The sequence below is a fragment of the Enterobacter cloacae complex sp. 397G4 genome (genome assembly GCF_050031515.1).
Classification (GTDB): Bacteria; Pseudomonadota; Gammaproteobacteria; order Enterobacterales; family Enterobacteriaceae; genus Enterobacter; species Enterobacter hormaechei_C.
Genome location: NZ_JBLGWE010000005.1, coordinates 14,952 through 28,534 on the forward strand (window position 1 = coordinate 14,952; position 13,583 = coordinate 28,534).

Here is a 13,583-nt window from a genome sequence, read left to right on the forward strand (position 1 = left end):
ATGCAGTATCCGTTTGGTCACATCCCTGATGAAGATAAAACTGGTATCAAGCGTTGGAATCTAATCCACGATGAAATGATGCCAATCCTTGGCTTGTATAAGCAGTCCGACATTACCGATATTTTTGTTGACCGGTACGACAAAATTAATGTTATGCGTCGTGGAGTCCTTGAGAAAACTGACTGCGCATTTAATTCAGAAGAAGCGTTAGTGTCGTTGATTGAACAACTGCGTAAAACACTAAATCAGGATTTTGGCTTAAACGCCCCGATCCTTGATGCGCGTCTACCCGATGGTAGCCGTTTGAACTGCACTCATGTATCAGTGACGCCGCAAGGCTCATCAATGTCGCTGCGTAAAGTTCCAGTGATTGCTTTATCGAAAAGTAACTTCATTGATTCGGGGATGCTGACAGAGGAGATGTTAGCCTACCTCGTTGAGATGATTGAGCAGAAAGATATATTCCTGATCTCCGGTAACATGGGTTCTGGTAAAACATCGCTGCTGCGTTTTCTATCAGAGTATATTGATAAACGTGAACGACTCATTACAGCCGAAGATACTCAAGAATTACATATCAATGAGCGCTTTCCGTTTGGTCTTGCAATGGAAGCTGCAAAGCGTAAAGACAGCCCTATAGATCTCCCGGCTCTTATACACGCTACGTTGCGTCAACAACCAGATCGCGTTTGGGTAGGTGAATTTCGTGTTGCCGAAGCCGTAGACGCCTTTATGCAGATTATCTACACGGGCGTTCGTGGATGTGCAGGGACTATACACGGTAGTAGCTGCCTGAATGCAATCATTCGTATGCAGTATCTTTTAGCGTCCTCAGGTAAGGTTGATTACCATCTTACGGGTGAGCTGATTCGCGGAGCTATCAACGTCATTATACAGACTCACCGTGATCCAAAATGGGGAAGACGTGTAACGGAAATTGGCCGTTTGGTTGATGGCGAAGTTAAGTTGATTTTTAAGTTCAATACCAAAACTGGCGAGCATGAGCGGGTTGACGGTAATTAGATTTGATGCGGTTTTGTTTGTGGGAGATATTTGTTGGACTGTTGACAATTATCAGTTTTATAACTTCCTCCAATGGGTTGAGGGTGTATAGGAAATTTCCTATTGCATCCCTCTACCTCAGGAAATATGGCAGTTTACAAAACTTGCTATTGATAGAAGTATGTAAAGAATGTAAAGTTCGTGACATACAAATCAAGATTTTTTACTTTTTGGTACTACTTGATTTGTTTCTCCTGCGAGGCGAGCCATCTGGCCTGAACTCAGGCGGGGGATTGATTGGAGTACGGTTCTGTTCCGCAAGGGCTAACCACTGCTCCTTTTCGTCTAGGGATTGACTCTTTTCTGCGTTTATCGTCATTACGATTTCCGTTGCGTCAATCCCCAAGGCGTTTGCGATATCTAAGCATTTTTCTCGGCTTAACCAAACCTTCCCATACCTTAGCGTCGTGATGAACTGACGGCTAACACCTAGATACTCCGCTATCTTCCAGTTGGCATTTAGTCTCGTGTGGCGCTTCAAGGCTTCAATGTAATCGTAAAGTTTTTTCATCTCTTTGTTGAACCTAGTCCTGTTCAGTGCTATAAGAGCCTTATGTAATACTGATTGGTTTTACTTAACGATGCAAGATAAACAGACTACTGCTAACGAGCAGGGAAATCCGAACCTCACGAACGCGAAGGTTTTCAATGCCAGGAACATGAAAGCTGGCATTCCACAGCAGATGTACATCCTTCTGCTGTTCCTGAACATCTTTGCGTTGGTACTTGCGATTAAGTTTTTCAGCATTCTGTCGGTGCTGGCATTCATTGTTTTCGTTTTGCTGACGGTGATCCCTATGTACATCATCCACAGCGAAGATCCTGATGCTCATATCGTTTGGCGTCGTGTGATCTTCAGCTCAGGGACCCTCAATAACAGCAAAACAACGCAGCGAAAAGTTGTCTTTATCAAACTCTCTAGCCATAAAGGATAATGTTACATGAAACAGAAAGTTATGGGTAAATTTTCACAGGTAAAACACAAGGGGATGAAGTGGGCGTCCCTTGTTGGTGCCTCGTTGTTTTCTACGGCGGCACTCGCTGTAAACAATGATGTTTCTCTGCCTAGTGCTGATAGTAGCTATATGCAGAAAATTATCAATTGGATGCAGGAAGTTATGGACGTTATCGGCGGTGCAGGTACGTTGTTTGTTGCCTTTTTATCCGCTTGCGTAGCAATTCTGATGTGGATCGCTATTCCGAAACAAAGTGGCGGGGCGCTCGCTTGGGTTCTGCGTGTTTGTATCGGTGCTATTGCCGTGTTTAACCTTGCCTTGCTGTTCGCTTGGTTGCAGAAGTAAGGGGGTACACCATGCCTTCTAGTCAATATAACGAACAATTGAATCTGGCCGGTCACGATGAAGGGGCGGTGTATACGTACACTGGCACCGTTGTTGGTGGTTTGGCGTTAACCGGCGTAGACCCTTCATCTATCACAGAGCCGGTACGCAAGTCTCTTAGCGTGATTTTACGTAACATTATTCAGTTACTTCCGGCCAACGTGTCATTATCGGAATATTATCTGCACTATGAAGGCGCTAAGGTTAAGCTGGCAGAACGTGAGAACCCACGTAGCCAGCTCCTTTCAAAACGCCGTCAGGCATTCTTAAATAAAGTACGTAATCTCAATGATTCCAAGTTGTTTTGGACTATAGAGATTATGCCGGATGAAAATCTGAACAGCATTTTCTCGACTACCTTTGCGAAGAATCTTTTTAACAGCATTTTTGATCCCGATGCACGTAAACGTGTCGGACTTGTGTTCAAAAACAAAGATGCCTACATGATAGAGGTTGAGGAGTATCAGAAGCAGTGCCGTAAGTTGCACGATACGTTAAAAGATCTCGATGGCCGTTTATCGTTCTTCTCTCCTGATAATGTGGAAATGGGCGTTGAAGGTATCTGGCGGCTACAAAAATTTCTGGCGAACTTCAATCCTCGTTATCTGACTAATAAGCCTTGTCCCGTTCCTACAGAAAATTGGGATCAGTACACGCTTGACGCCGAAGATGTTAAGAACGTCATGGTAGATGGTGTGCCGATGCTGAAAATCGAGTCTGTAGAACCGGTATACGTCCGTATAGCAAGTATCGTTCAGCAAGGGCAGAAAGCAGTTCCCGAGGGTGTTTGGGCTAGCGATGTAAGCGGAAAACGTCCCACTTTATTACGTGGGAACTATGTATTCTTCAACCGTTTCAGTACGGTTTCAGCTTTAAAACGCTCATTGATTCTCACTGCTAAAGAGAACGAAATTTACCGTAATCAAATTAGTTTTGCTGAATTAATGAATAACCGTGTAGATAGTGAACGCCTTGAAAATAAGGTTAAACAAAATCCGCACCTTAAAAAGATGCAAGAAGAACTAATGGATGCGTCAAACTCGCCAGATCGTATTGGTGAGTATGTTTCGTCTATAGCGGTTTTTAATACTGACCCCTATAAGCTAATCGAGGCGGCAAAAGAAGTTGATCGTGTTATTTCTGACTCCATGACTTTAATTTGGGAAGGGGTTGGGCTTGAAGATGCGTATTTCAATATGCAGGTCTGTAGCCCTAAAAAATCCTACAGAACCATGCTTTATAATTCCTCTCAAGTCGGTGCGGCAGCGCTGTTTTATCGTTCGCATCAGGGTATTAAAACATGGGATAAAGGTTTTGAAAAAGAGGAGGCTTGGTATGTCTTTGAATCAGATGATGGTACGCCTTTCTTCTTTACTCCCAATGTCGGTGAAAAATGTCTTATTAATGGTGTTGGCCCGACTCGTTCAGGAAAATCGTTCTTAAAAAATGTCATAGCATCACATTTTACTAAGTTAGGTGGAATGTATTCTGCTCTGGATATTGATCAAGGCACATTGCCGCTGGCGAACTTTTTTAAAGAAGATGGAGCCGCATTTACGTTATCCGATGATATGCAATCGGGATTTAGTACATTCGCTACACCTGAAAGTGAAAATGATACCGATTTTATTGTTCACGTTATTGAGCAAATAAAAATGATGGTTAAGTTCAATGAACGTGAAGAAGATAAATATCTTACTCCAGATGAATCTAATGAGCTTGCCGATGCAATTAAAAGTTTGCTGCGTCAACAATTCGGTAATCAGGAAGGGCGCTTGTCAGTTAATACCCTTTCTACATTGATGGCTAAATGTGGAAACAGTATTCGTAATAAAATGGCTGCGTTCTTTGATAATGGTTATTATGCACGGCTTTTTGATAATGAAGTTGATGCTATCGGCGTTCTAGATAAGCCAGTAGCCGCCTATAACCTTGCAGCAGTAAAAGATAAGCCGCAAACAGCACAGCTTGTGCAGCATGAAATATTTTTCCGTATTGTTCGCCTCTTTGAGTCTGCAAAATATCGTAACTTACCAAAAATGCTCGATATTGATGAGGCTCAGTACACACTCTCTGTTCCCGGTGCGGCTAATTGGGCGATAACCAAGGCTCGTACTTGGTTTAAGCACGGTGGCGGTATGAGTTTTTGGACACAGAACCCACAGCATTACTCAAACTTGGATGAGTGGGAAACTCTGCGTTCTGCTGCTTCTGTCTTTATCTTTATGAGTGATCCAAAAGCAAACACGGAACACTATGTTAAAGCGTTCGGTATTTCTCCTGACGAAGTAGATATAATAAGGAAACTGAAACGAGCGCAGCAGGCTTATATCGTTATCCCGGAAGCTCAAATAGCAAAAGTTATTAATTTGATTGTAGAGTCGGAACAATACGCTATATGTACGTCTACTGCGCATGAGGCAGCTCTGGCGCAAACTATTTATGCTGAAACGGATGATATAGATGAAGCAATAGGCCGGATTGTTGAGGGGCTTAAACTGCCAAAAACACCGGTTGAGACAGAACGTGATATGGAGACTATGTACCTATGAAACGTACATTATTAGCTGTAATCATGGCTGGTATCCTTTCCTCTCCTGTTTATGCAGGTGTGCCTGTTGATGACTTTACACAAATTGCAGGTCAGCTACGTGAGCTTTCACAGGGTATCCGTGATTATGAGGAATACATTAAACAAACCGCTTTAAGTAATACGCAGTTGCTTGAAGCGTATAAGCGTTATGATCAGATGCTGGCCGATTATCAGCAGGTTTTGCGTGAAGCAGAACGGCTTAAAACGACTTTGCAGGGGGTTGATTTACAGAACTTCCTCAATAACCTGAAAAATATTGACCTTTATGACCCTCGTTATGCGTCTGGTGATGATCCAAACGTTGGTAGTAAGCCTTGGGATGATGCGGTAGAGCGTAATAAGCTCCTGAACGGTTGGGGTATGTCAGATCAAGAATGGTCAGAAATGAATGCGGCTATTCCTTATACTGGCGATGATCGCGAACGTGCAAAAGCAATATTCCAATATCGAAAACGTAAAGCCGAAGCGTCTGTTAGACAGGATTTAGCGTCGAAAAACTTTGACGCTAATATTGTTAGCCAAACAGAACAAGCTCAACAAACAAAAGAAGCACTTGATGCTCTAGGGGACAATGACTCACTTGCCACTCAGCAATTAATTGCGCGACAGAATCAATTAATGATTGAGCAGAATCTTAACCAGCAAGCCCAAACTAATACTGATTTCAGTATGTCTAATCAAATTGCAAATGATTATTTTAATAAAATGGCAAGGGCACGTGCTTTAAAAGAAAAAGCTATGGCTGATTCATATAAGGGGAACAATTAATGAAAAATGTAAATTTTTTGGTTTCATTTTTTGCATTAGGCATTATTTCTTTTGGGGCTAATGCTGCTGATAAATATGTTGATCCAATTCAAAAGAAAATTGATGAGCAGCATAAGCCACTGATTGAAAAATTCAAAAAAAGCTGTCAATCAAAAAACACGATAGGGTGTCAGATAGAGGCAGCTAATCGCGCTGATGAAGCTATTCCTAATCGTGGAACCCCCCGTTATTGTAAGCAAGCCTATGCTGGTTACTCTAATACACAGAGTAAACAAAAGCTAAGTGAGTTAGTTAAGCTATATGACTCTCTTGAAGGGCAGTCTACAGCCACAAGATGGCCGGGGAAAATAACACAAGCAAATATTGATTTTGAGGCATCTTGCTTGCTCGAAAAACTTGGCGAACGTAGGGACGGTATTGTAGGCGCAAAATTATATCTTGGGTTATCCCCTAGATAAATAATTAGGCGTTTTTTATTACGGTTAGTCCGTAAGGAGATTGCTTTGTCTAAAAACAAGATATTGATAATTTTGATTGGCATTTTTGCTGTATTTCCTGCGTTCGCGCTTGATAATGCGGTTACGCAGAAAATAGATGCAAACATTAACGAATATGTAAATGCCGTCCTTTCAAGTTCTGGTAGTGATATTTATGTTTTCGTTATGGCTGTAGCAACATTTCTTATGTTTGTATGCGCCGTAGGTGAAATAATTAAATTCATATATGGACAAGCTGATTGGGTGGCAATATTCACCCTTATAATTGTATGGTTTGTCACAATGGCATTGATTACTTCATATGGCATGGTTACGGATACCGTTAAATATGCATTTAACGAGTTGGCAGACACCTTCCAGTATCTGACTATTGGTTCCAAAGACAGAATGTTCCTATCTAACTTCATTGATAGGGTGATTAATCAAGCTGTTCAGGCTCCTGATGTTGGTTTTACTGACACTATTTATATGTGGGCTATTACTATCATTTGGGCGGTAATTTCACTGTTCCTGCAAGTGGCTTTCTATCTTTCTGATGTTTATGTGACATTGGGTATAGCGTTAGCTCAAATGATTGGCGTTCTTTTTATTCCTTTTCTCATTGCTCCTTGGACTCGTGGTATTTTTGACGGTTGGGTAAGGTTCATGATTGGTTGGGGGGTTTGTGGAATAGTTCTCCGGTTAACATGTTTACTAACAATGTTAGTGATGAAAGCGACAATTAACGCAGCGGGGGATTTTCAGAACCCTGGAACGGCGCTGATTAATAGTAATTATGATGTTTCAGCTCCATTGGTTGTTACAGATGAAAATTTAGGGTTGCTTATAGCAATAATAGTCTTTGGATTTATATCTTGCGTGATGATATTCAGCTCTTTCACTTTTGCAAAAATGTTAAGTTCTGGCGTTGGAGACACAGGTAAAGCTGTTAACAATACAGCCAAGAAACTCGCTGCTCAGGCTATTAAAGCGCTTATATAGGTAATGAATTATGCCATTAGATAAAAAAGATGTTGATAAAAGTAATCGGGTAGCCAGCAAAACTAAATTTGCTGTTCTGCGTTCGGATAGAAGTATTTTATTAGCGGCGGTTTTTGGGCTGGCTTTAATTAATATTTACTCGGTGGTTAAAGCTAATAATGCTGTTGAGGCATCTAAACGCACTCATGAAGTAGTTTGGGTGAAAATGTATCCTGATGGTACAACGGCGATTGATGAATTTAAGCCCGAAGATGAGCAACCGGTTTATGTCAGAACGGTAAACTCTGGCCTGTCAAAATATGTAGAGTCCCGTTTTCAGGTTCATGCGGAAACTATTAAGCGTGATTATGCAGAGGCCGGAGTATTTTTAGGTGAGACGTTATTCAATCAGTTCACTGAAAAAACAGGGTTTAACGCTGCGGATAAAGCTACAAAAATTGCGGCTAATCCTTCTGCTCAGGCTCGGATTGATGTGTCTAATGTCAGACTTGACCATTACGATCAGATTGAGGGGGATTTCTCTGGTCAGAAGAAACCTGTAATAAGAACGACGATTACATGGGATGAAACTACTTATAACAGTGAAGGGAAAGTTAACGGCGAACCTAAGCCTCACATGATTCGTATTACATGGACTTTATTGTCTCGGGATCAGGTCAGCGAGAAATCTGTTGGTTGGTTAAAAATAAATCCGCTCGGCATCGTTATTTTGTCTCAAGAAGAACTTGATAGGTAATCACATGAAACTGAAAAAAACATTTTCCCTTTTAGCTGTTACCGCTGTTTTTGCCTATTCGAGCGCAGAAGCCGCACAATGCCGTATTGTTAGCTGGAAAGAAAATATGGTGTTGAAAGTCAATTCAGCCTTGTACCTCGGTACACGCGTCCAGTTACCAGAAGGTACGCAGATTGTTACCTCTGAACCCAAGAACTCTAACCTTCTTTGGGATGTTGACGGGGCAGCAAATCAGGTTCTGATCCGTCCCACATCGGCAGAAAATGGCGGTGAAAAGACAATGGCAACCGTCTTTCTCACGAACGGCCAAGCACTGGACATAGAAGCAACTCGCGTACCTGCCTCTCAGAATATGGCATGTGTAGTCATAAAAGGTGGTAGCGGTGGCATATTGAGCCGTACTGACCGTAGCGCTATCAGCTCTTATTCTGCGGCGGGTATGGCTGATGCTGGCGCAATGAGAAGTCAGCTTAATGAAATGCGCCTGAATGCAGAATCCAGCAAACGTACTGCTGTAATGGATGCTTTACGTAAATACCGTTATCACATTTTTACTCGCTATAACTGGAGCACTGGTTCAGGCTTTGCCGGGAAAAATATCATTTCTGATGTTTATGATGACGGGCGCTTTACGTATATCAGACTGTCTAACCCTAATCGTGGATTAATGGCTGTACAGGCAGAGGTTGGAGGGAAAAAAGCTATTGTCCCGACTAAATACGATGATGCTTATGCTATTTATTCTATGTCAGGTATCTATCCTAAATTTACTCTTACATTAGATGGTGTTGAGCTGGAAATTAAAAGAGCTGATAACGCCACCAATGGGGAATCCTAATTATGGAAGAACGTCAAACCCGCATTGATGAAAAGCCAGCGACCTATAAAAAGAAAGGTCAGCTTTATCTTATTGTTGCTGTCGGGACTATTACCTTATTTCTTTTTATTAATATGATTTACAACATTGTAAATCATAATAAGAAGGAAGACGTAAAGAAAGCAGAACCAACAGCGCAACAAAAATCTGCTGTTGATAACGATCCTGATCGTTTTCAGAAGCTGCTTAACAATCGTGAGAAGTCTCTGGCACAGGGAGATAAATCCTCAGAACCCAAGAAAAGCCCGTTTGATGTATCGCTCCCTAAAACTTCATCGGCAAGTGCCAGCGGTGCTACTGGAGAAGGTAGTACCGGTACAGGCGATCGCAAGAAAGATTTAATTGGCGATGTAGAAGCCCGCTTTAAGGCGCAGGAAGTTGAACGTGCGCTTAAAGCAAGGCAGACACGATATGCCGACTCCGGTGAAGCTATCTCTCGTCCTGCTAGTTCTATGGGTACAAGCAGCACATCCTCTCTTTCTGGCGGGAAAAATAATAATGCCCAGCGCATTGCTGAATTAGACCAGCAACGCAGCGCCTTACAAAGCCGTATATCCATGATAGAGGCTCAGGGGGTTGATACTGGCGCTCAGGGGCTTGCCGCAGCGAAAGCTGATCTGGCTGCACAACAGAAGATTGCAGGGGGGGCAGTTGGCGGCGGTGATTTTGGCGGTAGCAGCACAGCGTCCAAAGTTCCCAGCGGGGTAGTTGGTTATCCGGCAGACAATGAATATCAGGCCAGTGTCGAAGGTAAAGAAAAATTACCGGTTGGCGCTGAAATTAACGCTATTACCACGTACACCGCTATTTCTGATTATACCGGTGGAACAATGAAAGCAATGATTACGCATGATGTTTATGACGCCACTAACTCCTATATTTTGGCTCCTAAGGGTAGCCAGTTAACCATTAAAGCAATCCGCGCATCCGGGGTTAATGAAGTTATCCAGAACCGCCTTGCTTTTACCGTTCAATGGTTAGTTCTGCCAGATGGAAACCGCATTGATTTTCGTAAGGCCAGCGTTCTTGATCGCATGGGAACCCCGGCAGTTGAGGGTGATGAGGTGGATCGCCATCTTGTCGCTCAAATAATGGGTGTTGCTGCGTATGCATTGGTTGGCACTAAAACCAGCTATGAAGGCTCCGGTGATGGTAACGAGAGTTTCGCCGGTAATTTTGGCGAAGGGGCGCGTAATCAGGCATCCGGTATCGCTCAAAAATATCTGCAAATTGTACCTACTGTAACGCTTCATGCCGGTGCGCCAATTCGCATCATTACAGAAGATGAAATGTTTATTAAACCGTGGAAAGTTCTCTATGAAAACTATGTCAATTAAAACCGCTGCCGTACTTTGCTTACTGGCGCTTCCACTGGTCACACAAGCCGCGCGTAATCCATTTTCTGGCAGCAGCACAACGACGAGCGGCTCATCAGCGGTAAAACCTTACACTGTCACGGAAGTGTCTACGACCTCAAGCCGCCCAATGTATGGCTATGACGTTAATGTGAACGGGACATTTACTAATGGTGGCTCGATACCAGCTAACACCAAAGACCCGCGCTACCAGTTTGTCGATCCACTGACTGTATATATGCGTACAGTCTGGCCGGAGGATGTAAAAACGGTACGTCAGGCTATTGATTATTTGCTTGAGCCTACGGGGTATCGCCTCGTTACAAGCTATCCAGCTCCGAGAGAGGCGGCATTGCTGGTTGATAAGCCTATTCCGCCGATTGCGTATGTTCACCGCACAATGCCGGTTTTAGATGCGCTGCAACTTCTGGTTGGCCTCGATAACTACGTTGTAGTTGATCATGCTCACCACCTCGTTTCATTCCAGAAAAACAGGTAATAGCCATGAAAAAAATTATTCTTATTTTAACTGCAATTGCGCTGTTATCAGGATGTTCCACGACGATGAAGGGAGGAAGCGGGCAGCTATTCGAATTATCAGAACGGCACGTAATTTATCGTGATCTGACGGTTCCAGAAGGGCTTGGCAACGAGCCGCAACGTCAGACCGTCACGGCTCCAGGTATTGCGCCATGAAAAAACGTACCCTTTTGATGATGCTATTTGCTGTATGCGGTCAGACTCTGGCCGCCAGTGACGCGGAGTTATTATACGCTTCGCTTTATGGCGACTCGGCAGAACCGGCACAATCAGTTGTGCCGGTAAGCTACAACAGTGAGAGATATGGCGATGAACCCCGCGCATCAGCTCAGTGGACACAAGCGATGCAATCATCATGGGGTAAAACACGTTCTCTTGATCAACTGGCGACTATTCAGAAAGAAGTCGTAAAAGAAATTAAAGCGGTTGTATCTCATCCTGTAGTTAATGGTGTTCGCCGTGACATTCCGGCAGATATAGCCGAGATAATTACACGGTACGCTGAAAAATATAATATCAGTGAGGAATTAATAAAGGCATTGATACAGCAAGAATCATCATTCAATCCTAACGCTGTAAGCAAGGCCGGTGCTAAAGGGCTGATGCAATTAATGCCTGTCCATACGGTATCAAAGGGTATTGACCCTTTTGATCCAGAGCAGAATATAAAAACTGGAATGGGTTTTCTTTCACATTTATTAAATAAATATGGCGATTTACGCTTGGCTCTTGCTGCGTACAATGCCGGGGAAAAAGCAGTAGATAAATATGGTGATGTACCACCATATAAAGAAACTCAAGACTATGTTAAACGCATCATGGGGATGCTTGGGGGTTAAATGAAAAAGTTAATTATCAGTGCGCTACTTTGTATTTTCTTGCCGTTACAAGCAGCTTATGCCGATGAAAATTATGATGATGTTGATTTAGGCGATGTTGTTTCTGAACCTGTAAATAATAGTGATCCATGTACAGTCGTTTTATGTATGTATGGTAAAGCTACAGGTAACAGTAGTAGTGAATGCAGTGGTGCTGAACGGAAATTTTTCAGCATTATAAAGAAAAAACATGGGGCATTTAATCCAAGTCGTACTTTTAATGCCCGTAAGTCGTTCCTAAATGGGTGTCCTGCGGCTACTGCTGATGTTATTGATAAAATCATGAGCAAGTATGGGCGTATTCGCTGGTAGGATCGTAATGAAATAGGCTTCATACAAAAAAGGTGATTATCATGGCTTCAAGAGGTGTTAATAAAGTAATTCTGGTTGGCAATTTAGGCCAAGATCCTGAAGTGCGTTATATGCCGAACGGTGGCGCTGTTGCCAATATCACGTTAGCCACGTCAGAAAGTTGGCGTGACAAACAAACCGGTGAGATGAAAGAGCAGACTGAATGGCATCGCGTAGTATTATTCGGGAAGCTGGCCGAAGTCGCCGGTGAATATCTCCGTAAAGGTTCACAGGTGTACATTGAAGGCCAGCTCAGAACACGTAAATGGACTGATCAAGCTGGCGTGGAGAAATACACCACAGAAGTTGTTGTGAACGTCGGTGGCACTATGCAGATGTTAGGCGGGCGGCCACAAAACACTGCTCAACCTGATAATAAGAGCCAACCACAACCACAGAGTACCGGAGCTGCGCCAGCAGCAGGAAATGAACCACCACCGTTTGAAGATGATATACCGTTCTGAATGCTTGGGATTCAGGCTTCTGTCGCAGTAAACCAGAAGAACGGGAAGGGCTACCCCTTCCCTGTTTGCTATCACTTTATCTTTCTGCAGCGCATCGAGCTGCGGATTTTTGCTATCATTTTTTCAACCCGGGCGCGACCGGCCGAACAAAAAATGATAGCATTCTGGCGTGAAAGCAAGACTGGCCTCAATGTTTAGCCATTTGAGGAGTATGTATGGGGACATTAACGGTCAGGCCACAGCCGGAACATGAAGATGCACTGGAGGCCGTAGGCGTGTTGTTGCAGGAAAAACGCGCTTCACAGACGTTACTCAAATCACTGATGGCCTACGAGCAACACTGTAATGAGATCGCCCGATTGAAAGCAGCCTTGCACAAGGCCGAGAAAGAGCGTGATGAGTACAAAGGTAAAATAGAGCGCTTTAAAGCTGCCCAGATCGCGTTATTTGAATAGAGCAATGAAGCTAACGCCCTTTGGTTGTTGAATCCCGCTATGTTCCACAGGGAGCCTGTAGAACATAACAGGATTGTCGGTAAAGTGATCCGGGATTGTTTTTGGATCTTCATTCTGGATCAATGTAAATAATTTAGTTATGATTAGTCCGTTCTGCTTACCAAACCTCGACCTTGTAGAAAGGTGCTGGTAGTGATAAATTTCATCGCTAAGTTTGCAAGACACAAAGAATTTCAGGTAGACCACGCCAAAAGGTGGTGAAGGAAGGGTTGAGAAGCCCAAAAAACAAAGCCCCGAAAATCATGCTCTACTTTGGCGAGCGGACATGATAGTCAGGGCTAGGTACGAAACCTAAGAAGGATTATAACCTATGTATTCCTCAAATCAACCCTTGTTCGCCATAAGTGCGGGCGGCGGTGTCTGAACAAAACACATCCCCTACTCCGTTAGTTCGTGATTGCTATGTACTCAACGCTAATCCTGCGTTTCAGATACCGGCACACCATAAACACGAATTGCCAGCGTTCAATAAGCGCCTGATCAATGTGGTGTCCAAGCGCGACGTATCGCGTTGGGAGGGTTTCTATTTCCTTCCTGCCTACCATCATAAGACACATCAACGCATAGAACGGCAGCGCCACTTCAATAAACATCGTGCTCGGGCTATCTGCGCTCTTACTCATGCA

At 43.4% G+C, this 13,583-nt stretch carries 17 protein-coding genes; all 17 read left to right on the top strand.

Annotation, left to right across the window (positions count from 1 at the left end; all coding sequences use genetic code 11):
- Window positions 1-1,023 (top strand): ATPase, T2SS/T4P/T4SS family, encoded by a 1,023-nt coding sequence (locus ACQG1Y_RS26100; RefSeq protein ID WP_032442023.1) that lies wholly within the window; start codon window positions 1-3, stop codon window positions 1,021-1,023.
- 698 nt (window positions 1,024-1,721) lie between these two features.
- Window positions 1,722-1,997 carry a hypothetical protein gene (locus ACQG1Y_RS26105; protein ID WP_426737483.1) on the top strand — a complete coding sequence of 92 codons (276 nt, stop codon included), beginning with the start codon at window positions 1,722-1,724 and terminating at the stop codon, window positions 1,995-1,997.
- 6 nt (window positions 1,998-2,003) lie between these two features.
- Entirely contained in the window at window positions 2,004-2,363 is a 360-nt protein-coding gene (locus ACQG1Y_RS26110; protein WP_002353162.1) for a hypothetical protein, read from the top strand.
- Between the two features lie 11 nt (window positions 2,364-2,374).
- Window positions 2,375-4,954, top strand: a complete 2,580-nt coding sequence (locus tag ACQG1Y_RS26115) for a VirB4 family type IV secretion system protein (RefSeq protein ID WP_002353188.1) — start codon at window positions 2,375-2,377, stop codon at window positions 4,952-4,954.
- Window positions 4,951-5,763, top strand: a complete 813-nt coding sequence (locus ACQG1Y_RS26120; protein WP_032442024.1) for a hypothetical protein — start codon at window positions 4,951-4,953, stop codon at window positions 5,761-5,763. The genes ACQG1Y_RS26115 and ACQG1Y_RS26120 overlap by 4 nt, the downstream gene beginning before the upstream one ends.
- The gene (locus ACQG1Y_RS26125) at window positions 5,763-6,221 is read left to right on the top strand and encodes a hypothetical protein (protein WP_032442025.1); all 459 of its coding nucleotides are present in this window, start codon (window positions 5,763-5,765) and stop codon (window positions 6,219-6,221) included. Before ACQG1Y_RS26120 ends, ACQG1Y_RS26125 begins: the two co-directional genes overlap by 1 nt.
- Before the next feature lie 45 nt (window positions 6,222-6,266).
- Window positions 6,267-7,241, top strand: a complete 975-nt coding sequence (locus ACQG1Y_RS26130; RefSeq protein WP_032442026.1) for a type IV secretion system protein — start codon at window positions 6,267-6,269, stop codon at window positions 7,239-7,241.
- A gap of 10 nt (window positions 7,242-7,251) precedes the next feature.
- Window positions 7,252-7,977 carry a VirB8/TrbF family protein gene (locus ACQG1Y_RS26135; protein ID WP_002353163.1) on the top strand — a complete coding sequence of 242 codons (726 nt, stop codon included), beginning with the start codon at window positions 7,252-7,254 and terminating at the stop codon, window positions 7,975-7,977.
- Window positions 7,978-7,981: 4 nt separating this feature from the next.
- Window positions 7,982-8,815, top strand: coding sequence for a TrbG/VirB9 family P-type conjugative transfer protein (locus ACQG1Y_RS26140; protein ID WP_032442027.1), 834 nt, complete (start codon window positions 7,982-7,984; stop codon window positions 8,813-8,815).
- A 2-nt stretch (window positions 8,816-8,817) separates the two neighbouring features.
- Window positions 8,818-10,191, top strand: a complete 1,374-nt coding sequence (locus ACQG1Y_RS26145; RefSeq protein WP_426737474.1) for a TrbI/VirB10 family protein — start codon at window positions 8,818-8,820, stop codon at window positions 10,189-10,191.
- Window positions 10,172-10,708, top strand: coding sequence for a pilus assembly protein PilL (locus ACQG1Y_RS26150; RefSeq protein ID WP_032442029.1), 537 nt, complete (start codon window positions 10,172-10,174; stop codon window positions 10,706-10,708). Before ACQG1Y_RS26145 ends, ACQG1Y_RS26150 begins: the two co-directional genes overlap by 20 nt.
- A 5-nt stretch (window positions 10,709-10,713) precedes the next feature.
- On the top strand, window positions 10,714-10,905 hold the full coding sequence (locus ACQG1Y_RS26155) for a membrane lipoprotein lipid attachment site-containing protein (RefSeq protein ID WP_032662474.1): 192 nt from the start codon (window positions 10,714-10,716) through the stop codon (window positions 10,903-10,905).
- Complete coding sequence (locus tag ACQG1Y_RS26160) at window positions 10,902-11,588, top strand: lytic transglycosylase domain-containing protein (protein WP_032442030.1); 687 nt, start codon at window positions 10,902-10,904, stop codon at window positions 11,586-11,588. The genes ACQG1Y_RS26155 and ACQG1Y_RS26160 overlap by 4 nt, the downstream gene beginning before the upstream one ends.
- A complete protein-coding gene (locus ACQG1Y_RS26165) occupies window positions 11,589-11,939 on the top strand; it encodes a TrbM/KikA/MpfK family conjugal transfer protein (RefSeq protein WP_043053774.1) in 351 nt (116 codons plus the stop codon).
- 41 nt (window positions 11,940-11,980) lie between these two features.
- On the top strand, window positions 11,981-12,442 hold the full coding sequence (locus ACQG1Y_RS26170) for a single-stranded DNA-binding protein (RefSeq protein WP_032442031.1): 462 nt from the start codon (window positions 11,981-11,983) through the stop codon (window positions 12,440-12,442).
- 215 nt (window positions 12,443-12,657) lie between these two features.
- The gene (locus ACQG1Y_RS26175; RefSeq protein ID WP_032442033.1) at window positions 12,658-12,897 is read left to right on the top strand and encodes a hypothetical protein; all 240 of its coding nucleotides are present in this window, start codon (window positions 12,658-12,660) and stop codon (window positions 12,895-12,897) included.
- A gap of 416 nt (window positions 12,898-13,313) precedes the next feature.
- On the top strand, window positions 13,314-13,583 hold a 270-nt coding region (locus ACQG1Y_RS26180), incomplete at its 3' end, for a RepA family replication protein (protein ID WP_354658286.1).